Raw genomic sequence first — 21,170 nt, forward strand, 5'->3', positions numbered from 1 at the left:
CGGCCGCCCGCTCGTGGCGTGCCGCCGTTTCCGGTTCCGCCATGGAACGTCCGAGCCCTCGACCGGCACTCGCGTGGCCGTGGACCTGCCGCGACGCGGCGTCACGTGGGCAGGTTGCCGTGCTTGCGGGCGGGCACCACGGCGCGCTTGGTGCGCAGTACGGCCAGCGACTCGCACAGCACGCGGCGGGTGTCCGCGGGGTCGATGACGTCGTCCACCAGGCCGCGTTCGGCCGCGTAGTACGGATGCATCAGCTCCGTGCGGTACTCCTCGATCCGCTGCCGGCGCAGGGCCTCGGGGTCGTCGGAGGCGGCGATCTCGCGCCGGAAGATGACGTTCGCCGCGCCCTCCGCGCCCATGACGGCGATCTCGTTCGTGGGCCAGGCGAAGGACAGGTCGGCGCCGATGGAACGGGAGTCCATGACGATGTACGCGCCGCCGTACGCCTTGCGCAGCACGAGGGAGATGCGGGGCACGGTGGCGTTGCAGTACGCGTACAGCAGCTTGGCGCCGTGCCGGATGATGCCGTCGTGCTCCTGGTCGACGCCGGGCAGGAAGCCGGGGACGTCGACGAGGGTGACCAGCGGGATGTTGAAGGCGTCGCAGGTGGAGACGTGCCGGGCGGCCTTCTCGGACGCCTGGATGTCGAGGACGCCGGCGAGGGCGGCCGGCTGGTTGGCGACGATGCCCACGGTGTGGCCGTCGAGCCGGGCGAACGCGCAGACCACGTTGGGGGCCCAGCCCTCGTGGATCTCGAACACCTCGCCGTCGTCGACGATCTCCTCTATGACGGCGCGGATGTCGTAGGAGCGGCCCGGCTCGGCGGGGACCAGGTCCAGCAGGGCGTCGGTGCCGCGGTCCGGGGGGTCGTCGGTGGGGGCGGCCGGCGGCATCTCCCGGTTGTTGGACGGCAGCAGCGCCAGCAGGTACCGCACGTCGTCCAGGCACGCCTCCTCGTCGTCGTGGGCGAAGTGGCAGACACCGGAGGCGGTGGCGTGGACGTCGGCCCCGCCGAGCCCGTTGTGGGTGATCCGCTCGCCGGTGACCGCCTGCACGACGTCGGGCCCGGTGATGAACATCTGCGCGGTGTCGCGGACCATGAACACGTAGTCGGTGAGGGCCGGCGAGTAGGCCGCGCCGCCCGCACAGGGTCCGAGCATCACGCTGATCTGCGGGATCACCCCGGAGGCGGCCACGTTGCGGCGGAAGATGCCGCCGTAGCCGGCGAGCGCGGTGACGCCCTCCTGGATGCGCGCGCCCGCGCCGTCGTTGAGGCTGACGAGCGGGGCTCCGGCCGATTCCGCCAGGTCCATGACCTTGTGCACCTTGGCGGCGTGGGCCTCGCCGAGGGCGCCCGCGAAGACGCGGAAGTCGTGGGCGTAGGCGAACACGGTCCGGCCGTGGACCAGGCCCCAGCCGATGACCACGCCGTCGCCGTGCGGCTTGCGGTCCTCAAGGCCGAAGCCGGTGGCGCGGTGCCGGCGCAGCGGTTCGATCTCGGTGAACGTGCCCTCGTCGAACAGGAGCTGGAGCCGCTCGTGCGCGGTGAGCTTGTTCTTCTCGTGCTGGCGCCGGGTGGCGGCGGGGTCGGGGCCGCGGCCCACCTCCTCCTTCAGCCGGCGCAGTTCCCCGGTGGCCTGGCGCAGGTCGGGCGGTGGCGGCGCGGTGGCGGCGGGCGGGGCCTGAGGGGTGACCGTGAGGTCGTCGAGGATCGTCATCGGCCGAACGTAGGAACGCCGGCTCGAGACGCGCTGGACTTCCGGCGGCCCTGGTGCGGTGCCGGGCCGTCAGCCCAGGGCCCGTACCTCGCGGTCGTCGGCCAGGTCCAGTTCGGGATCGGCGTTGAGCACGCCCTGGTGCAGCCGCTGGAGCCGCGGTGACGGTTCGAGGCCGAGTTCCTCGATGAGGGTGGTGCGCAGCCGCTGGTACGCCTCCAGGGCGCGCCACGCGCTGCCCGACCGGTGCAGGGCTGTCATGAGCTGTGCGCAGAAGTTCTCGTGCATCGGATGCTTGGCGACCAGGACCCGCAGCTCGGGCACGATCTCGGAGTGCCGGCCCAGCTTCAGGTCGGCGCCGATGCGCCGCTCCAGCGTGGCCATCCGGTCCTCCTCCAGCCGCAGCACCTCCAGTTCCAGCACCCCGCCGACGCGTACGTCCACCAGGGCGGGGCCGCGCCAGATGCCGAGGGCGCGGCCGAGGAGGTCGGAGGCGGCGCGGTGGTCGCCGGCCTCGTGGGCGGCGCGCCCGGCGGCGGCGATGCGGTCGAACTCCTGCACGTCGACCTGCCCGGGACGGATCTGGAGCAGATAGCCGCCGTGCTGGGTGACGAGGACGTCCTTGGCCTCCTGGAGCGGGTCGCCGTCGAGCGCGGCGGCGATCTTGCGCCGGAGTTGGAGGATGTACGTCTGGAGGGTCGTCGCGGCGCTGCGCGGGATGTCCTCCCCCCAGATCTCCTCCATCAGCGTCGGCACGGTCACGACCCGGTCGGCCTGCAGTGCGAGCAGAGCGAGGATCTGGCGCGGCTTCGCCGCCGTGGGCACGACGCAGACGCCGTGCTTCCGGGCGGTGAGTGGGCCCAGCACTTGGATGTCCATGGTGTTCGCTCTCCCTTTCCCACGTTCCCCGTCCCAGGTCCGCCGGTCGGCGAACCTGCGCAGGGTCCGAGCCTGGCACCGGTGGGTGCCCGTTCCCCAGTGAGCGGGTCATGAAGGCGGACGTGAAAATGTCATGGTGCGTTGATGAGGCCAGCACTGTGCGTCTTCGCGGGAGCCACGCAAAATCCTCACCACAAGGACGTCGGACGCGACCTCGTCCGACCGCCTCAGAAGGGGGAACACCATGATGAGCTCGACCGTGACGAGAAGCGGCACGACCCCGGCCATCTCCGCGGAGGACCACCGCTTCGCCCTGCTGACCGCCCGCGCCGGCCTGGAACCCGACCTGGCACAGCGTTATCTGAACGACCCCGTGTCCGTGCTCGCCGAGTTCGGGCTGCTCGCGGCCGAGAACGTCTATCTGTTCGGGGAGCCGTCCGGCCCGTCGCACGGCATCGCCCGTGAGGACCTGGACGCCGTGGACGCCCCGGTGACCCGCGGCTGCTTCTCCAACTTCACCCATGTCCCCGGCGTTCCGGCCGTGTCGGCCGACGTGCGGTGACGGTAACGGAACCGACGCCGGCCGGGCTTCCCGTCGGGTTCAAGCGGCACCTGAGGGTGGAGACGGTGGCCGGCGAGGCCGTCTACCTTCTGTCGGAGCGCGGCACCACGGTGCTCCAGGGCGAGCACGTACAGGCCCTCGCGCCGCTGCTGGACGGCACCCGCACCCTGGACGCGCTGCTGGCGGAGGCCACGCCGACGCTGCCGGCGACGGAGGCGGGCCGGGTGATCGCCGAGCTCGCCCGGGCGGATCTGGTCGGCTACTGCGATCCGGAGGCGGACGCGGCGGCGGAGGCGTACTGGGAACTCGCCGGGGTGCGCGGCCCGGGGGTGCAGTCCGCGCTGCGCGCCGCCCCGGTGGACGTGGTCGCGCTCGGCCGGACGGACGGCGCGGCGGGCCGGGCGGAGTGCCGGGCCGCCGGCCTGACCCTGGCCGGGCCCGGCGCTCCCGCCGCGCTGTCGCTGGTGCTGTGCGACGACTACCTCGACCCGGAGCTGGCCCGGGTGGACGCCGAGCACCGGGCGGCCGGGCGGCCGTGGCTGCCGGCCCGGCCCGGGGGCGCCACGGTGTGGGTGGGGCCGGTGTTCGGCCCGGACGGGGCGTGCTGGTCGTGCCTGGCGCACCGGCTGCGCGGCCACCGCTCCTCGCAGTCGCCGGTGCGCCAGGCCCTGGGTCTGGCGGGCCCGGTGGCGCTGCCCGAGGCGTCGCTGGCGGCCGGGCGGCTGCTGGGCCTGCACACGACGGTGCTGGAGGCCCTCAAGTGGCTGGCCGGGATGCGGTATCCGGGCCAGCGCGCCGTGTGCACCCTCGACACCCGGACGCTCTCCACCCGCCACCACCCGGTGACCCGGCGGCCGCAGTGCCCGCGGTGCGGGGACCCGGGCCTGGTCGGCTCGCTGGTGCGGGCGCCGTACACGCCGGTGTCCCGGCCGAAGGCGGAGGGGACGGGGAGCAACCACCGGGCGATGCCCCCCGGCGCCGTACTGGCCCGTTACCGGCATCTGATCGACCCGGTGACCGGCATCGTGGCGGAGGTCCGCCGGGCCGAGGGGACGCCGGACGGGCTCAACCGCTATGTGTCCGGTCGCAATCTGGCGCTGCGGAGCAGTTCGCTGCACGGGCTGCGCAGCCACAGCGGCGGCAAGGGGGTCACTCCCGAGGAGGCCGAGGCCGGGGCGCTCTGTGAGGCGGTGGAACGTTACTGCGGTACGCGCCAGGGGGACGAGCCCGTCGTCCGGGACACCCTGAACGGGCTCGGCCCGGCGGCGCTGCATCCCAACGACTGCCAGCTCTTCGCGGACCGGCAGTTCGACGACCGGGAGGCGTGGAACGCCAGGCACCAGGGGATGCAGTGGGTGCCCCCGCGCTTCGACCCGGACGCGCCCACCGAGTGGACGCCGGTCTGGTCGCTGACGGCCCGCGAGCACCGCCTGCTGCCCACCTCCATGCTGTACTTCGGCCCGGGTCCGGACGGGGTGGAACGCGCGCCGGCGGCGGACTCCAACGGGAACGCGGCGGGCAGCAGCACCGAGGACGCGGTCGTCCAGGGGTTCCTGGAGGTCGTCGAGCGGGACGCGGTGGCGCTGTGGTGGTACAACCGGCTGCGCCGGCCGGCCGTGGACCTGGACGCCTTCGACGAGCCGTGGCTGGCCCGGACGCGCGCCGCCTACGCGGGGGCGGGGCGCCGGGTGTGGGTCCTGGACCTGACGACGGACTTCGGCATCCCGGTGATGGCGGCCGTGTCCCGCCGTACCGAGGACGCCGGGCAGGGCATCTCGTTCGGCTTCGGCGCCCACTTCGACCCGCGCCTGGCCCTGCGGCGGGCCCTCACCGAGATGTGCCAGCTCCTGCCTCCGCGGGGCTACTTCGACGGGGCACCGGAACAGGCCCTGCTCGGTTGTCCGGATCTCAACCATTGGTGGTCCACCGCGACCACCGAGGAACTGGCCTATCTCTCACCGGATTCCGGCCAATCACCGTGTACGCCGGGCAGGTACGACTACGCACCACGGGCCGATCTGCGGGCCGATGTGGAGGCCGCGGAGGCCGCGGTGCGGGCCCGGGGCATGGAGCTGCTGGTGCTCCGGCAGACCCGCCCCGACGTGGAACTACCCGTGGTCAAGGTGATTGTGCCCGGTATGCGGCACTTCTGGGCGCGCTACGCCCCTGGGCGACTGTTCGACGTGCCGGTGGAACTGGGCTGGCGCGACCAGCCCTTGGAGTACGACGCGATCAACCCGGTACCACTGTTCGTGTGATGCGCACCTATTGATCGGCTTGAGTAGCCTTTACCAAATGCTGGTCATTAGCATGCGGTTCTGCCACAGTCCCTGCCGAGGAGGCTGCGATGCCGAGCCGTTTACGTCATGCCCCTGTTGACAAACCGTCGGGCGCGGGTCGTGACGAGGACACCAGCATCCACGGTTCGACACCGGAATCCGGCCATCCTCTTCAGGGGATGGCCGGCCGGCTTCCCTCGTACCCCGAACTGCCCGCACCGCGTCTGGCCCGTGCCATCACGGTGGTCGCCCTGTGCTGCTACGCGAGCGTCACCGTCCTCAACGTGCTCCGGGCGGAGGATCCGCAACCGGTGCGGCTCATGGTCTGCCTGGCCCTGGTGCTGCTGGTGTTCGGCGTGCAGTTCGTGGTCTCCGCGCCGCGGGCGCGCACCTGGAGCCTGGGGCGCAAGCTCTCGGTGCTCGGCTTCCAGGTCATGCTGACCTATCTGCCCATGGCCTGGTTCGGCCTGTCCTGGGGCAGCATGGAGGGCCCGCTCGCCGCGACCGTGCTGCTCAGCCTCCCGGCCCGGTTCGCCTGGCCGCTGTACGGCGTGGTCGTCAGCAGCATTCCGGTGTACTCGGCGATCATCGGCGTGCCGCTCGCGGAGGTGGGCTACTTCCTGATCGCCGGCCTGCTGGCGGGACTGGTCATCTACGGACTGAGCCGGCTGACCGACCTGGTGCACGAGGTCCACGCGGCCCGGGAGGAGCTCGCGCGAATGGCGGTCAACCAGGAACGCCTGCGCTTCGCCCGCGACCTGCACGACCTCCTCGGCTACAGCCTGTCCGCGGTGACGCTCAAGGGGGAGCTGATCCACCGGCTGATCGCGGCCCGCCCCGAGCAGGCCCGCGCGGAGACCACCGAACTGCTCGAGGTCGCGCGCCAGGCACTGGCGGACGTCCGCCTGGTGTCCAGCGGCTACCGCGACATGTGCCTGCGGGACGAGGCCGCCTCCGCCGCGTCGATCCTGGCCGCCGCGGACATCGAGGCCGTGGTCGACATCGACTGCGGGCCGCTGCACCCGGTCGCCGACACCGTGCTGGCGACGGCCCTGCGGGAGGGCGTCACCAACATCCTTCGCCACAGCAAGGTGCAGAACTGCACGATAAGGGCCGCACGAAAGGGCGAAACGGTCCTGCTGACGCTGGTGAACGACGGCGCGCACACCTCGGGGAAGGGGTCCGGCGGGCCGTCCGGCAGCGGGCTCGGCAATCTGCGGGAGCGGCTCCGCGCCATCGGCGGCAACCTGACCGCGGGGATCCGGGACGACGGACGCTTCCATCTGGAGGCCCTGGCACCGGCCACGCCGTCCGGCACCCTCGGTCACGGGAAGGAGGCGGTGCGCGGCACACCCGCGGTGTCGCCCTCCTGACCCGAACCCGCGGCCGACAGCCGGCCTGGCCGCACCAGCCACCCGACCACAAAGCCGGCCACCATCACGACGACATCGACCGACGGGGGGACCGATGCTGTCCTTGAAGATTCTGCTTGCTGAGGACATGCACATGATCCGCGGAGCGCTGGTCGCGCTACTCGAACTCGAACCGGATTTGGAGGTGGTCGCCTCCGTCGAACGGGGCGACACCATAGTGAAGGCCGCCCTGGAGACCCGCCCCGACGTCGCGATCATCGACATCGACCTGCCGGGCACCGACGGGCTCACCGCGGCGGCCGAACTCCATGAGCAACTGCCGAACTGCCGCACGCTGATCCTCACCAACCTGGGCAGACCCGGCACCCTGCGGCGGGCCCTGAGCGCGCATGTCGCCGGCTTCCTGCTGAAGGACTCCCCGCCGGACAAGCTCGCCCAGGCGGTGCGGGCGGTGGCGGCCGGCCGCCGGGTCGTCGACCCGCAACTCGCCCTCACCGCCTGGGACTCCGTCGACAACCCGCTCTCCCCGAGGGAGCTGGAGGTGCTGCGCCTCGCCGCGCAGGGGGCGGACACGGCCGAGATCGCCGGCTGCCTCTATCTGTCCAAGGGCACCGTCCGCAACTACCTGACGGCGATCGTCAGCAAGCTCGGCGCCCGCAACCGCATCGACGCGGTCCGGATCGCCGAGGAGGCCGGCTGGATCCCCTGAGACGGCCCCGCACGCCGAGGGCCCCGTCAGCCGGGGCCCTCCGGGCCCTCCCCCGGGGAGCCGCCGAACAGCGCGTCCAGCAGACCCTGGTCCAGGGCGGTGCCGACGGACACGTCGGCCGCCTCCCCGAACCCCTCGTCGTGCACCGCGACGCTCACCACGTACCGCTCCCCCGCCCGGAACGTCGCGAACGCCCACTCGGGGCCGCCGGCCGCGGACCCGTCCGGGCGCACCAGCCGGGCGTCGGGCGTGCTCAGGTCGAAGCCGAACTCGGTGAACCGGAAGCGCAGCCCCTGCCCCAGGGCCTTGCTGTACGCCTCCTTGAGCGTCCACAGCCGGACCATGCTGTCGTTGCGCTCCGGCTCCCCACCGGCGTCCAGTTGCTCCTTCTCGAACGGCGTGCAGGCGTGCAGCTCCGAGCCCGTGCCGGCCAGCCGGCGGTCGGCCCGCTCGACGTCGACCCCGATGCGGCCGCACCGGGTGATGCCGACGACGAGCATGTCCTCGGTGTGGCTGAGGCTGACGTCGATCTGGTCGCAGCCGCGCACATACGGCCGCCCGCCCGGCTGGTAGGCCAGGTCCACCAGGTGGGGCTCGGTCTCCAGGGCGGCCGCGGCGGCACAGCGCAGCAGCAGCCGGGAGGCGACGAACCGCTCCCGCAGACGCGGCTGCGGGAGGCTCTCGTAGCGCCGCCAGTCGCGGCCGAGTATCCGGCGCGCACCGTCCATGGCCTCGGGGCCGGGGAGCCAGTCACCGGCGCTGCCGTGCACGACGACGCTGCCGGTGTCCGCCAGCACCGAGCGCAGCGGCTCCCACGGGCCGTGCGTCCCGTGGCTGGTGAGCGGGTGCGCGATGCGCGCGGGCACTCAGGCACCCGCCAGTTCGGCCGCGAGCGGACCGGCGTCCAGAGCGGAGATCACCCCTGCCAGATCGACCGCGTCACTGTCGGGGCCCTGGCAGACGGGGATGCAGACGGGGCCGCCCATGCGGCGCAGATAGGGGATGAGGACGGCCCGCGGGCCGATCTCGACGATGTGGGTGGGGGCCTGCTGGGCCAGCATGCCGCGGGCCGCGTCGGCGAACCGCACCGGCGAGGTGAGCTGTTCGGCCCAGTACGGGGCGTAGAGCGGCCCGGTCTCCAGCCGGCCGTACACCGTCGAGTAGAAGGGCAGCCGGGCGATCCCGCCGGACAGGCGCCGGGCGGCCGCGGTGAACTCGGCCGCCATCGGCTTCATCAGCGGTGAGTGGAAGGCGTGCGCGACGGCGAGACGGCGGCAGCGGACGCCGCGGGAGGCGAGGCGGGCCTCGACGCGCTCCAGGGCGGCGATCTGACCGGACAGGACCGTGGACTTGGCCGCGTTCACGGCGCCGATGCCCACGCGGGGTTCGTCGGCGACGAGTTCGGCCGCCTCGCGCGCGGTGATGCAGGCGGCCGTCATCCCGCCGCCGGGCGGCAGCCGCTGGGTGAACGCCCCGCGCAGGGCGACGAGTTGCGCGGCGTCGGCGAGTCCGACGGCCCCGGCGACGGCGGCCGCGGCGAACTCCCCGATGCCGTGGCCGAGCACGGCGGCGGGCGTCACCCCCGCGTCCTGGAGGGTGCGGGCCAAGGCGTACTCGACGGCGAAGAGGGCGGGTTGGGCGCAGGACGCGAGATGGAGGCGCGGGTCCTTGTCGAGGATCAGGTCGACGACGGACAGCCCCGTGTGGGGCAGCAGGGCCGCGGCGGCGGCGTCGAGGTGGCGTCGGTAGGAGGCCGAGTTCAGGTACAGGCCGGCCGTCATCCCCGGGTGCTGGCATCCCTGCCCGGTGAAGACGAACACGGACCGGACCCGGTGGCCGCCCCGCCGGGCGTCGCGGGAGGCCATGTACCGGGCGAAGTCGCGCACGGTCTCATGGGCCCAGATGTCGTCGGGCCCGACCAGCGGGCCGAACTCCGCCTCGATGTCGCCGTAGAGGCTGAGGGCGAGGACCGAGTCCAGTCCGTACTCGCTCAGCGGGACCGTCTCCTCGACGGGTCGGCCCAGATAGTGGGCGAGCCGCTCCAGCAGCCACTCGCAGTGGGCCGTTCGGGAGTGATCGGGCTCCGGGACGGGCATGGGTTGCTCCTTCAGGGCAGGGATGAGGGGGGTTGCGCACCGCACCACGGCGACCCCGGGACAGCGGCACGGCGCGGTCTCAGGCCAGTGGGGAACCGTAGAGGTCGTAGCTGCGACGCCCGCGCAGCCGGGCGAGCGCCTCGCCGAGCACCCGCCGCTCCGCCGCGACCGGCCGGTCCGGCAGGGGCAGACCGAGCCGCCGGCCCAGCCGGTACAGCGCGGCCGAGGGCCAGGCGGGGTCGGCCAGGAACGGGTCGCCGTCCCCGGCGGACCGCTGCTCGCGCCACACCCCCAGACAGGCCGCCGCCGCCAGCACCAGCGTGTAGCGGTCGGCGAGGCCCAGGCTGTACGGACTCGACAGCGCCTTGCGGTCGTTCTGCGGCATCTCCGCGAACGACCCGCGCAGATCGCCGAGTTCGGCGGTGAAGGTCCGGGCGAGGAAGCGCAGCACCCCGCCGTCCGCGTCCGGTGTCTCCTCCAGCAGGTCGCTGCTGGCCACCAGGGTCGCGGCCAGCCGGTCGCCGTCGCCGAGGAGCGCGGGCGCGGACAGGTCCAGCGGCGGTAGGTCCTCGTGCGGCCGGAACAGGCCCGGAGGAGCCTCCGGGTCCCTGAACCAGGCGTGCCGGGCGAAGAACGGAAGCTGCGGCAGGATGCTGACCTGGCGGCCCGCGCTGCCGGCGTGCCCCAGGGAGGTCACCGGCAGGTCCCGAAGCTGCTTCTGGAACACCCCGTACGCGCCCTCCTTCGCGAAGGTCAGCTCGCCCAGCACCGTGGACATCTCGTCCATGCTCTCGGCGACCAGCTTGGGCGCGAGGTAGGCGGCCGCGGCCGCGTACGCGCTGAGCTGCTTGGGCAGCAGATGCAGCGCCCGGGTGCCCACCAGGGCCAGGCAGTCGATCAGCAGCAGGTCGAGGAAGGCCCCGGTGAGCACGTCCCGGACGTGCCGGCCGTCGAGCGGGGAGCGTCCGTCGGCGCGGCGCCGGTCGGCGAACGCGGCCACCGTGCGCAGCGCCGTGTCCGCCCCGGCCAGCACGATCGACGGGATCACCCCGCGGATCACCAGTGAGGCGCGCAGCGAGAGCTCGTAGCCGTCGCCGACCCGCCCGAGGACGGCGGCCGCCGGGACCGGGCAGTCGTGGAGCCGCAGCCCGCCGAACTCGGCGCTGCGCATGCCGGTGGTGGCGCGGCGGCCCAGGTCCTCGACGCTGCTCGGGGGCAGTTCCGCCCGGTCCAGCAGGAGGACGGTGTGGCTGCGGCCGCCGCCCTTCGCCCCGGTGCGGGCGAAGACGACCAGGCCGCGGGCGCGGGAGGCGTTGGCGATGCCGGTCTTGCTGCCGTTGACGACGAGCGAGCCGTCGGAGCGCACGGTCGCCGTGAACTCGTCGCGTACGAAGTCGTTCCCGTGGGTGACCTCGTGCCGGGCGACCGCGATGCGGTGGCCGCCCAGGAGCAGCCGGGCCGCCTTGGCGCGCTGTTCGTCGGTGCCGGCCGTCCACACCGGGGTCGCGGCGAAGAAGCAGTTGAGGCCGTAGGCGAAGCCGAGGGAGGCGTCCCGCCGGAAGACGGGGCGCAGCAGCCGCCCGAGGACGTCCAAGCGGCGCAGCCTGCCGCCGAGCGGCGCGGGGACGAACTCGGCGTTGAGCCGGTGCTCGTCGAGGACGCGTTCGGCCGCCGGCAGGATCTCGCCCGCCGCGTCGGCGGCGAGCAGGGCCTTGCCGCCGAGCGGGTTGGCGTCGTCGTCGAGGGGCCCGAAGGAGCGCTCCAGCGCGTCGATCCGGTCCTGTGCCGCGTCGTCGCGCCCGCCGCGCACCGGCCCCTGCACCGTGCTCATGCCCGGGCTCCCGAGGTGAGCAGCGTTTCCACGCCCGGGTCGAGCCGGGCGTGCAGCGGGGTGATCTCCCCGCGCAGGAACATCAGGCGCATCGCCGCGCGTTCGACCTTGCCGCTCGAGGTCCGCCGGACGGTGCCCGAACGCACCAGCAGGATGCCTCCGGCGCGGATCTCGTACTCCTCGCCGATCCTGGTCTCGACGGCCCTCGCGAGGGCGTCCAGGTCGATGTCGTAGTGGCCCCGGTCCCGCAGTTCCTGCACCACGACGACCCGCTCGCGTCCCTCGCCGCCGTCCGGCACGGCGAACACGGTCGCGCCGCCGAACAGCGGGTCGATCTGCTGGACGGTGCGCTCCAGGTCCTGGGGATAGAGGTTGCGGCCCGCGACCACGATCATGTCCTTGATCCGGCCGGTGAGGTGGAGCAGCCCGTCCGCCATGGCTCCGAGGTCTCCGGTGCGCAGATAGCCGCCCTGTCCGCCGAGCCGGGCGTCGAAGGTCTCGGCCGTCTCGGCCGGACGGCGCCAGTAGCCGGGGGCGACGCCGTCGCCGCGCACCCAGATCTCCCCTATGCGGCCGTCGGGCAGTTCGGTGCCGGTGTCCGGGTCGACGATCCTGATGTCGGTGTCCGCGGCCGCCGGTCCGCAGGCCACGACCGGGCGGTGCGGTGCGCCGGCGGCCGCGTCCCGGAGCCGGTGCTCCTCCAGGGCGGCCGCGTCGGCCGTGCGGGGTCGCGCCGGCTCGGGTGCCGCGGCGCCGGACACCAGGAGGGTGGCTTCGGCGAGCCCGTAGCAGCAGGTGAGCGCCTCGGGGCGCAGTCCGGCGGCGGCGAAGCGCTCGGCGAAGGCGCGCAGGGTCTCGGCGCGCACCGGTTCGCCGCCGTTGACGGCGGTGCGCCAGCCGGACAGGTCGAGGCCGGCGAGCTGGAGGTCGTTGACCCGGCGCACGCACAGGTCGTAGGCGAAGTCCGAGCCGCCGCTGACGGTCAGCCGGTAGCGGGAGACCGTCTCCAGCCAGTGCGCCGGCTTCTTCACGAAGGTCGCGGGCGTCAGCAGCACCGCGGTGGTGCCGAGCCACAGCGGGTGCAGCAACTGCCCTACCAGGCCCATGTCGTGGTGGAACGGCAGCCAGCCGCCGATCCGGGACTCCGGTCCGGTGCCCAGGGCCAGGCGGATGGCCTCCTGGTTGGCCAGCAGGTTCCGGTGGGTGATCATCACTCCGCGCGGCTCGCGGGTGGACCCGGAGGTGTACTGGAGGTAGGCGACGTCCTCGGGGGACGCGCGGTGCGGCTCGGCGTCCGGGGTGGCCGGCCGGCCGTCCCCCGCCGGGTGCGGCAGGTCGGCCGGGGCGCAGACGACATCGCCGAAGCCGGTGCGGGCCAGCAGCTGCGAGACCTCCGCCGCGTGGCGGGCCTCGGTCAGGACGCAGCCGGCCGCGGCGTCCTTGACGATCCCGGCGATCCGCTCGTCGTGGTGGCCCCGGCCGCCGGGCGGGGCCACCGGCACGGCGACCGCCCCGGCGTACAGGCACGCCAGGAAGCTCGCGGTGAACAGCCGCCGGGACGACTGCAGGATCAGCACCCGGTCGCCGGGCACGGTGTGCCGGCGCAGCCGGTCCGCGAGGATGCGCGCGTGCCGGTCGAGGGCGCCGTAGCCGATCTCCTCGGGCACGAGCCGCCCTTCCCGCTCGGTCAGCAGGACGAGGGCGGTCCGCTCGGGCCGGGCGCCGGCGGTGGCCCGGAAGACGTCGGTGAACGTCCGGGGGGCGCTCATCGCCGGCCCCGCGGCGACCGCGCCGTCCAGGAGGTCGCGGCCGGCCGGCCGTCGCCCCGGACGGTCCACTCGGCGCGGGGTGCGGCCGCGGTCGCGGGTACGTCGGCGGAGAGCGCCCGCAGCCGCGCGAGCAGCACGGCCGTCACGGCAGCGAGTTCCGCCGCGTCCGGCTTCCCGTGGAGCACGGTGATTCCTGTCCCATCTGCCATGACAGCAGGGTGCCCCGGGGCGCTCGAGCTGGGCTCGCGCGGCGAACGCGCGGGTCGCTCAGGAGCGCTCGTGCGCGCGTTCGTAGGCGACGTGGCGGCTGTGCTCGACGGTGACGTCGGCGATCTCGCGCAGCGCTTGAAGGGCCTGCCGCCAGCTCTCGCCCGCCCTGGTGCGTGCACAGTGCTCGGCGTCGCGCCACCACAGGACGCCGGTGTACGACCGCGGCCGCACGATCGAGCGCAGCAGGTCGCTGCCGCCGAAGCCGCCCGCCGCGTGGCAGCGGTCGTTGAGCACGGCGAAGCGCTTCTCCAGCTCGGCGCACTCGCCGTGCACCCGTGCCCCGAACAGGACGACGCCGGCCGAGCCCACCGCGGCGGCCTCGTGCAGCGTCCGTTGGACGCTGACGGCCTGGTCCGCCGCGGTGTGCACCTTCGCTCCCAGCCGCCGTACCTGCGCGGTGAAGGTGTCGTCGCGCACGGTGTCCTGGAAGCCCCGCAGGCTCCGCCAGTGCCCCAGGTGCACGTACACCCGGGGGTCGTCCACCAGGCCGACCGTCACCAGGAAGTCGAAGTCGGCGCGCCCGCGCAGGAATTCGGAGTGCGCGCGGAACTCGCGCTCGAACTCCTTCACGTCGTCCTTGACCTCGAACCGGTTGATGACCGTCACCGGGCTGTTGAGATCACGTTCGGGCACGTGCTTCCTCCGCGAATCGACGGGCGTGGCGCAGGGTGGTCGAGCTGTTGCCGCCCAGTGCCCCGCGCACCAGGTCGCGAGCCTCCCCGACGGTGGCGTCGGGGCCGAGGGCGCTGCGGATGCCCTCCGGGTCCAGGGTCACCGTGTGCCAGGAGGTGGCCCGCACGGTGCCGTCGCCGAGTGTCTCGATCTCCCAGCGTCCGGTGTGCCCGCTCATCGCGACCGGCACCCGCAGCTGTTTGTAGACGATCTCCCGGCGGTCCTCGAACAGGACCCTGATCGAGGTGGTGTTGTGCAGGGAGCCGTCCGGGCTGCGGGTGTCCATGTCCATGCGCTGGACGCCGCCCTCCTCCTCGGCGAGGTCGAGGCGGGCGACGTGCGGCAGCCGCTCGGGCCACAGCTCGGCGCGCGCGAGGAAGGCGTAGACGTCGGCCGCGTCGCCGTGGACGGTCTCCGAGTCGGAGAAGGTCATGCGCAGTTCGTCGCCGTTCGCGCCGAGTTCGGCGGCGTTCTTCAGGGCGGCCAGCTCGGCGTTGCTGTTGCGGTCCACGGCACGGGCGATCAGGGCCTCGGCCTCCGGGTCGTCGCCGACGGCACGGTAGTCGTGCAGCAGGACGACGCGGGTGGTGCCGTCGCTCTGCTCCTCGACGCGCCACTCGCCGCCCATGGAGGCGACCGGCGGGGCGGAGACGACCTGGCGGAAGACGACGGTGCGGGCGGCGGGGTCGAGGACGCGGCGCGAGGTCCACGCCTTGACCCGGCCCTCGGCCGTGGCCCAGATCCGCAGCGTCTGCTCGCCGCCGCGCTCGGGGTCGGCCTCCTGGAGGACCTCGACATGCACGGTCGGCCCGAAGACCTGCGGCCACGCGGAGACGTCCGCGACGAGCCGGTAGACGTCGGCCGGCGGCGCGGCGACGCTGACGGAGTGTTCCGTGACCTTGGTCGCCGATGTGTCGGACACTGCGGTAGCCACGGCGTACCTTCCCTTCGGTGCGGCCGTGTGAACGGCGGATTCAACAGTGGCAGAGGTGCGCTCGAGCGCTGCTCGAGCCGGGCTGGACCGGGTGGACCGGCCTTCGTTCAGCGGGCGGGGTCCGCGAAGCCGGGGACGTCGGTGATCTCCACGACGGCGCAGCCCCAGCTGTAGCCCGCCCCGACGCTGACGAGCACCACGAGGTCGCCCGGCGCGGCGCGGCCGGCGGTGACGAGGTGGTCGAGGCCGGCGAACTGGTCGCCCGCGCCGAGGTGTCCCACGGTGCGGCTGAACTCCCAGGTGGTGCGCTCCGGGTCGATCCCGAACGGCGTGTAGTAGATGGCCTGGAGCCTGCGCCGGCCGAAGTGCGGCAGCAGCACCCACCGGGCGTCGGCCAGTTCGATGCCGGCGTCGGCGAGGGCCTGCTTGACGGCCGTCCGCTGGCCCTGGTGGGCGCGGCTGACGGCGTACGACATGCCGGTGCGGCCGATGAAGGCGCGCTTGGCCTCCGCGAAGTCCACCGGCATACGGTGGCTGAACGGCGCCCGCGTGAACGGGTCGTCGCCCCGGTGCATGGGTTCCAGCTGGGGGTCGGCGAACAGCGCGAGGGAGAGCAGCCGGGCGTATCCGCCGCGGCGGGAGAGGACGAGGGCGGTGGCACCGTCCGCGTAGGGCGTGCCGGGGTCGGTGCTCCAGCGGTCGATGCCGGGGGCGCAGAAGCGGTCGGCGGTGGTCAGCAGGGCGTCGGGGGCGGCGTGGTGGCCGGCCGTCAGGTAGGCGGCGGCGAGGTCCATGGCGGCGAGTCCGCCGTTGGACATCTGCCGGATCTCCAGGGCGGGGCAGCTGTTCGCGGTCGACTCGCGCTGGATGTAGGAGGCGACGGGCCACAGGTCCTGGCCCTGGTGGTAGGTGTCGGCGTGCAGGATGAGCCCGACGTCCCCGGGACCGGAGTCCGCGCGCGTCAGGGCGTCGCGGGCGGCGACCGCCGCCATCTCGGCGGCCGACTCTTCGGGCGAGTACGCCACCGACTCCATCCCGGTGGCGGCGGCGACCCGAGCGGGGCACGCGCCGGAGGCGACGGCGTCGGCGACCGGGAGCGAGGACGGCAGTCGGACCGCGCTCCCGCGGATCCAGATGTCTTCCACACGCACTGCTGGGGCCTTTCGTAGGGGGAGATCCCGGACGCCGGTCAGCCGGCCCAGGCGGTGGCGAGCGGCACGGCGCCGCGGCCCGGTCGCACGTCGTCCAGCAGGACGTAGCGGACGGCGTCGAGGAGGGCGCGCCAGCTCGCGGTGACGGTGTTCTCGTCCACCCCGACCGTCCCCCAGCGGCGTTCGCCGTCCCTGAACTGGACGAGCACCCGGGCGGCGGCACCGCTGCCGGTCTCGCCGTTGAGCACCCGGACCCGGTAGTCGACCAGCTCCAGCCGGGCCAGTTGCGGGAAGAACGGGTCGAGCGCCCGGTGCAGCGCGGTGTCGAGGGCGTTGACGGGTCCGTTGCCCTGCCCCGTCGCGGCGAGCGGGACGTCGTCGACGCGCAGCCGTACGGAGGCGTCGGTGCCCACCTCGCCGTTCGACCGGCAGGCGACGGACACCTGCCAGGAGTCGACCTCGAAGGGCGGTTCGGGCGGGCTGCCCGCCAGCTCCTCGCGCAACAGCAGTTCGAAGGACGCGTCGGCGCTCTCGAAGCTGTAGCCCCGGCTCTCCAGCTCCTTGACCCGGGCCGCGGCGCGCGCGCTCTCCTCGGACCCGGCGTCCACGGTGTAGCCCAGTTCCCGCGCCTTGAGCTCGACGGAGGACCGGCCGCCCATGTCGGAGACGAGGGTGCGCATGGTGTTGCCGACCCGCTCGGGGTCGATGTGCTGGTACAGGTCCGGGTCGATCCGCAGCGCGGAGGCGTGCAGCCCGGCCTTGTGGGTGAACGCCGACGCGCCGACGTAGGGCGCGGACGGGTCGGAGGGGACCCCGGTCAGCTCGGTGATCATCCGGCTGGTCGCGGCGAGGGAGCCGAGCAGGCCGGGGTCGGCCGCCGCCAGGCCCCGCTTGAGGGCGAGGTTGCCGAGGACGGTGAAGAGGTTGGCGTTGCCGCAGCGCTCGCCGTAGCCGTGCGCCGTGCCCTGGGCGTGGATCGCCCCGGCGTCGACGGCGGCCATGGTGTTGGCGACGGCGCAGCCGGTGTCGTCGTGGCAGTGGATGCCGAGGGACGCGCCGGTCGCGGCGATGGTGTCGGCGACGACCGCGCCGATCTCGTCGGGCAGGCAGCCGCCGTTGGTGTCGCACAGCACGATCGTCTCGGCGCCGGCCTCGGCCGCGATCAGGACGACTTCGAGGGCGTACGCGCGGTTGCGGCGGTAGCCGTCGAAGTAGTGCTCGGCGTCGAGGAAGACCCGGCGGCCGGCGTGCACGAGGTGGCGCACGGTGCTGCCGATCATCGCGAGGTTCTCGGCGAGGGTGGTGCGCAGGGCGCTCTCGACATGCCCGGTGTGGCTCTTGGCGACGAGCGTGATGACCGGGGTGTCGGCGGCCAGCAGCGCCCGCACCTGCGGGTCCCGGGAGACGGCCACGCCGGGCCTGCGCGTGGCGCCGAAGGCGGCCAGTTCGGCGTGGGCCAGGGTGAGTTCGGTGCGGGCGCGGCGGAAGAACTCCGTGTCCCGGGGCACCGCTCCGGGCCAGCCGCCCTCGATGAAGCCCACCCCGAGCGCGTCCAGGTGGCGGGCGACCGCCAGTTTGTCGTCGACGGTCAGAACCATGCCCTCCTGCTGGCTGCCGTCGCGCAAGGTCGTGTCGTAGAGCTGGAAACTCCGCTCGCTCATCCGGTCGCCCTCCCTCTGTGTCAGCGGTGGCCGGCGGGCCCCCGCCGCCGCGGCTCGAACGGTCCAGCGAGGGCCCTGAGCACGGCTGGAGAGGTGCTGGAGCGGCCGGGGCGCGCGTGGGCCCGCGGGTCGACCCGGATTCGAGGGCCGCCCGTAATGCTGGGGCCGTTGGGGCGCGTCCTTCCGAGGGCGGGCCCCGGACCACACGACCAGGAGGGCCCCATGACCACCGAAGAGATTCCCGCGAAGGCCAAGGAAGTGCGACTGGCCGCACATCTGGAGGGCGCGCTGGCTCTCTCGCACTTCGAGCTGGCCGAGGCCGAGGTCTGCGAGCCCGGCGACGGCGAGGTGCTGGTGCGCTACCGGTACCTGCAGCTCGCCGCCGTGATGCAGGACCTGATGAAGCCGGAACCGAACCTGCCGATGCCCGGCTACCAGCCCGGCGCCCCGATGTGGGGCGCCGCGGTCGGCGTGGTGGTGAAGTCCAACAGCCCCGACCTGGCCGTGGGCGATCTCGTCGAGGGCATGGACGGTTTCAAGGAGTACTCGGCGGGACCGGCCGGCGACTACTTCAAGCTGGACGCGGACGCGTTCCCGAGCCCGGTGCACTACCTGACGCAGGGCCCGACCGCCTACCACGGCATGGTGGACATCGCGGAGGTCGGCGAGGGCGACACGGTGTTCGTGTCCGGCGCGGCCGGCGGCGTCGGCTCGCTCGCCGGCCAGATCGCCAAGTGCCGGGGCGCCAAGCGGGTCATCGGCGCCGCGGGCAGCAAGGCGAAGGTCGACTACCTGGTGAACGAGCTCGGCTACGACGCCGCGTTCGACTACCACGACGGCCCGGTCCTGGACCGGCTGCGGGAGCTGGCCCCCGACGGCATCGACGTCTTCTTCGACACGGTCGGCGGCGAGCAGTTCGAGGCGGCCGTCCAGGCCGCGGCGCCGGGCGCCCGCTTCGCGCTCTGCGGCGCGCTGTCGGGTCAGGTCGGCGACGCCGAGGGGGCGTTCCCGCGTCTCGACGTGATGACCGCCATCGTCAAGCAGCTCGTCATCCGCCCGTTCGCGACATACCACACGCCCGAGCAGATCTGGGCGTGGAACTCGCACTTCGCGCAGTGGCTCGGCGAGGGCCGGTTCGTGCTGCCGCAGACCCTGGTGGAAGGCGGCCTGGAGGCGGCGCCGCAGGCCCTGATCGACCTGCTCAAGGGCAAGTACACCGGAAACGTCGTGGTGAAGCTGTCGTGAGCGGGTCCGGCAGGCACTTCGCGTTCTTCAACATCCCGGCGACCGGTCACCTCGTCCCCACGCTCGGCGTGGTGGAGGAGCTGGTCCGCCGGGGCCACCGGGTGACGTACGCGGCGACCGAGGCGTACGCGGACCTGGTCGCCTCCACGGGGGCGACCGTGCTGCCGTACACCTCCTCCATCGACCCGCAGACGATCGTGCCCGCGGGCGCCGAGGACTGGCTCGCCCGGGTGCTGCTCGGCAATGTGCGCGAGGGGGCCGCGACGGCCCCGGTGTTCGAGGAGCACTTCCGCGGCGACCTGCCGGACCTGCTGGCGTACGACATCTCGGTGCAGTTCCTCGGCGGGGTGCTGACCCGCAAGTGGGACCGCCCCGGGGTGAAGTTCTACTCCGTGTCGCCGACGAACCGGAGCATCCCCCGGGAGGCCGTCGGGCCGGCGTACGACCGGATCGAGGCCGAGCTGCGCGAGTTCGCGTCGGCGCACGGTGTGCCGGACGTGTCCTTCGACGAACTGGTCGACGACCCGCGGGCGTTGAACCTGGTGTCCGTGCCGCGCGCCTTCCAGTACCGGCAGGAGACCTTCGAGGCGGACCGGTTCGCCTTCGTCGGGCCGTGTCTGCGCGAGGGCGATCTGGCGGGCGGCTGGGAGCCGCCGGCCAGCGGCCGTCCCGTGGTGCTGATCTCGCTGGGCACGAGTTTCAACGCCCAGCCGGAGTTCTTCCGGATGTGCGTGGCGGCGTTCGAGGGCCTGCCGTGGCACACGGTCCTGATCACCGGTCCCGGGGTGGACCGGGCGGCGCTCGGCCCGCTCCCGGAGCACGTCGAGGTGCACCCGTGGCTGCCGTTGCAGGCGGTCCTCGCGCACACCGCTGTCTTCGTCTGCCACGGCGGCTGGGGCACGGTGATGCAGTCGCTGTACGCGGACACGCCGATGGTGGTGGTGCCGCAGGTCGGCGAGACCGACCAACTGGCCCACCAGCTCGTCGAGCTGAACCTGGGCCGGGTGCTGCCCCGTGACGAGGTCACGGCCGCGCTGCTGCGGGACGCGGTGGCCGCGGTGGACGGCGACCAGGCGGTCCGCGAGAGCGTCACCCGCATGGGCAAGCACGTCCGGGACGCGGGCGGCGCGATGCGCGCGGCGGACGCGATGCTCGCCCATCTGGACCGGCATGAGCACCGGCACGAACGCGGCGGTGCGGCGGCGGCCTGACGACCGCCCGCACGGCCACCGCGAAGGGCCGGGCTCCCGCCGGGGGCCCGGCCCTTCGCCCGGTCGCGGGCCCGCGCGAGGGTCTCAGACGAGCCCGGCCACGAACATCCCGCGGCCGTTCTGGACGCCGGGGACGTAGGTCACGTCGAAGCCGGCCGCGTGGAAGGCCGACTCGTACTGGGCGCGGGTGAAGAGCGTCGCGCGGTGCGTCTCGGTGAAGTGCCGGATCCCCCGCTCGCGCTCCGCGACCACGTAGTGGACCTCCATCCGGGAGGCGTCCCCGTCGCGCACGGTGTGCGAGACGCGGGCGATGCGGCGGGCGCCCGACTCCACCACGTCGGCGGCGACATGGCCCGGCAGGAAGGTCTCCGGGAACCACCACGGCTCGACGGCGACCGCGCCGCCCGGGGCCAGGTGGCGGGCGAAGCAGCGCAGGGCGGAGGTCAGTTCGGCCGCCGTCGACAGGTAGCCGACGGACGCGAACAGGCAGGTGACGACGGAGTAGGTACGGCCCAGGTCGAAGTCGCGCATGTCGGCGACGGACAACGGCACCCCGGGCAGCCGGCGGCGGGCGGCCTCCAGCATGGCGGCGGAGAGGTCGACGCCCTCCACCCGGTCGAAGTGGCGGCCGAACACCTCCAGGTGCGCACCGGTGCCGCAGGCGACGTCGAGCAGGGAGCCGGTGTCCTTCGTCCGGGTCCGGATGAGGTCGAGGACGGTCCGCGCCTCGGTCGGGAAGTCCTTCCCGCGCGCGCTGTGGGTCAGGTCGTAGATCTCCGCCGCATCGGCGCCGTACATGGGATCACCTCGAAT

Annotated in this window: 18 protein-coding genes; 6 read left to right on the forward strand and 12 right to left on the reverse strand. The window is 73.5% G+C overall.

Annotated elements, in window-relative coordinates:
• Positions 1 to 101: 101 nt before the first annotated feature.
• A complete protein-coding gene (locus IM697_RS37565) occupies positions 102 to 1,718 on the reverse strand; it encodes an acyl-CoA carboxylase subunit beta (protein WP_194040916.1) in 1,617 nt (538 codons plus the stop codon).
• Between the two features lie 69 nt (positions 1,719 to 1,787).
• Positions 1,788 to 2,594 (reverse strand): AfsR/SARP family transcriptional regulator, encoded by an 807-nt coding sequence (locus tag IM697_RS37570; RefSeq protein ID WP_194040918.1) that lies wholly within the window; start codon positions 2,592 to 2,594, stop codon positions 1,788 to 1,790.
• A gap of 244 nt (positions 2,595 to 2,838) precedes the next feature.
• On the opposite strand from IM697_RS37570, the gene IM697_RS37575 reads away from it, so the two are divergent.
• The 4 genes from IM697_RS37575 (at position 2,839) to IM697_RS37590 (ending at position 7,517) form a co-directional block, all read left to right on the forward strand.
• Positions 2,839 to 3,156, forward strand: a complete 318-nt coding sequence (locus tag IM697_RS37575) for a hypothetical protein (RefSeq protein ID WP_194040920.1) — start codon at positions 2,839 to 2,841, stop codon at positions 3,154 to 3,156.
• Positions 3,153 to 5,414, forward strand: coding sequence for a TOMM precursor leader peptide-binding protein (locus IM697_RS37580; protein WP_194040922.1), 2,262 nt, complete (start codon positions 3,153 to 3,155; stop codon positions 5,412 to 5,414). Before IM697_RS37575 ends, IM697_RS37580 begins: the two co-directional genes overlap by 4 nt.
• A gap of 200 nt (positions 5,415 to 5,614) precedes the next feature.
• Positions 5,615 to 6,808, forward strand: coding sequence for a sensor histidine kinase (locus IM697_RS37585; protein ID WP_194040924.1), 1,194 nt, complete (start codon positions 5,615 to 5,617; stop codon positions 6,806 to 6,808).
• Between the two features lie 94 nt (positions 6,809 to 6,902).
• Positions 6,903 to 7,517, forward strand: a complete 615-nt coding sequence (locus IM697_RS37590) for a response regulator transcription factor (RefSeq protein ID WP_194040926.1) — start codon at positions 6,903 to 6,905, stop codon at positions 7,515 to 7,517.
• A gap of 26 nt (positions 7,518 to 7,543) precedes the next feature.
• On the opposite strand, the gene IM697_RS37595 is transcribed toward IM697_RS37590, so the two are convergent.
• From IM697_RS37595 to cimA, 9 genes are all read right to left on the reverse strand, one after another.
• Positions 7,544 to 8,383 carry a 4'-phosphopantetheinyl transferase family protein gene (locus IM697_RS37595; RefSeq protein WP_194040928.1) on the reverse strand — a complete coding sequence of 280 codons (840 nt, stop codon included), beginning with the start codon at positions 8,381 to 8,383 and terminating at the stop codon, positions 7,544 to 7,546.
• The gene (locus IM697_RS37600; RefSeq protein ID WP_194040930.1) at positions 8,384 to 9,613 is read right to left on the reverse strand and encodes an acyltransferase domain-containing protein; all 1,230 of its coding nucleotides are present in this window, start codon (positions 9,611 to 9,613) and stop codon (positions 8,384 to 8,386) included. It lies immediately after the preceding gene.
• Between the two features lie 79 nt (positions 9,614 to 9,692).
• Positions 9,693 to 11,444 (reverse strand): acyl-CoA dehydrogenase family protein, encoded by a 1,752-nt coding sequence (locus IM697_RS37605; RefSeq protein WP_194040932.1) that lies wholly within the window; start codon positions 11,442 to 11,444, stop codon positions 9,693 to 9,695.
• A complete protein-coding gene (locus IM697_RS37610) occupies positions 11,441 to 13,213 on the reverse strand; it encodes a fatty acyl-AMP ligase (protein WP_194040934.1) in 1,773 nt (590 codons plus the stop codon). Before IM697_RS37610 ends, IM697_RS37605 begins: the two co-directional genes overlap by 4 nt.
• Positions 13,210 to 13,422 (reverse strand): acyl-CoA carboxylase epsilon subunit, encoded by a 213-nt coding sequence (locus IM697_RS37615; protein ID WP_194040936.1) that lies wholly within the window; start codon positions 13,420 to 13,422, stop codon positions 13,210 to 13,212. The genes IM697_RS37610 and IM697_RS37615 overlap by 4 nt, the downstream gene beginning before the upstream one ends.
• Positions 13,423 to 13,480: 58 nt before the next feature.
• Positions 13,481 to 14,116 carry an antibiotic biosynthesis monooxygenase family protein gene (locus tag IM697_RS37620; RefSeq protein ID WP_194040938.1) on the reverse strand — a complete coding sequence of 212 codons (636 nt, stop codon included), beginning with the start codon at positions 14,114 to 14,116 and terminating at the stop codon, positions 13,481 to 13,483.
• Positions 14,103 to 15,089, reverse strand: a complete 987-nt coding sequence (locus tag IM697_RS37625; protein WP_194040940.1) for an aromatase/cyclase — start codon at positions 15,087 to 15,089, stop codon at positions 14,103 to 14,105. The genes IM697_RS37620 and IM697_RS37625 overlap by 14 nt, the downstream gene beginning before the upstream one ends.
• Before the next feature lie 107 nt (positions 15,090 to 15,196).
• Positions 15,197 to 16,240 carry a ketoacyl-ACP synthase III family protein gene (locus tag IM697_RS37630; RefSeq protein ID WP_194040942.1) on the reverse strand — a complete coding sequence of 348 codons (1,044 nt, stop codon included), beginning with the start codon at positions 16,238 to 16,240 and terminating at the stop codon, positions 15,197 to 15,199.
• Between the two features lie 38 nt (positions 16,241 to 16,278).
• Positions 16,279 to 17,901: a citramalate synthase gene (gene cimA, locus IM697_RS37635; RefSeq protein WP_194040944.1), complete on the reverse strand. Its 1,623-nt coding sequence runs from the start codon at positions 17,899 to 17,901 to the stop codon at positions 16,279 to 16,281.
• Positions 17,902 to 18,123: 222 nt separating this feature from the next.
• On the opposite strand from cimA, the gene IM697_RS37640 reads away from it, so the two are divergent.
• Together IM697_RS37640 and IM697_RS37645 are read left to right on the forward strand one after the other, a co-directional pair.
• A complete protein-coding gene (locus IM697_RS37640; RefSeq protein ID WP_194040946.1) occupies positions 18,124 to 19,146 on the forward strand; it encodes an MDR family NADP-dependent oxidoreductase in 1,023 nt (340 codons plus the stop codon).
• Positions 19,143 to 20,357: a macrolide family glycosyltransferase gene (locus tag IM697_RS37645; protein ID WP_194040948.1), complete on the forward strand. Its 1,215-nt coding sequence runs from the start codon at positions 19,143 to 19,145 to the stop codon at positions 20,355 to 20,357. The genes IM697_RS37640 and IM697_RS37645 overlap by 4 nt, the downstream gene beginning before the upstream one ends.
• 84 nt (positions 20,358 to 20,441) lie before the next feature.
• Here IM697_RS37645 and IM697_RS37650 read toward each other — a convergent pair whose 3' ends face one another.
• The gene (locus IM697_RS37650) at positions 20,442 to 21,155 is read right to left on the reverse strand and encodes a class I SAM-dependent methyltransferase (protein WP_194040950.1); all 714 of its coding nucleotides are present in this window, start codon (positions 21,153 to 21,155) and stop codon (positions 20,442 to 20,444) included.
• Positions 21,156 to 21,170: the final 15 nt, after the last annotated feature.

Source organism: Streptomyces ferrugineus, assembly GCF_015160855.1.
Taxonomy (GTDB): Bacteria; Actinomycetota; Actinomycetes; order Streptomycetales; family Streptomycetaceae; genus Streptomyces; species Streptomyces ferrugineus.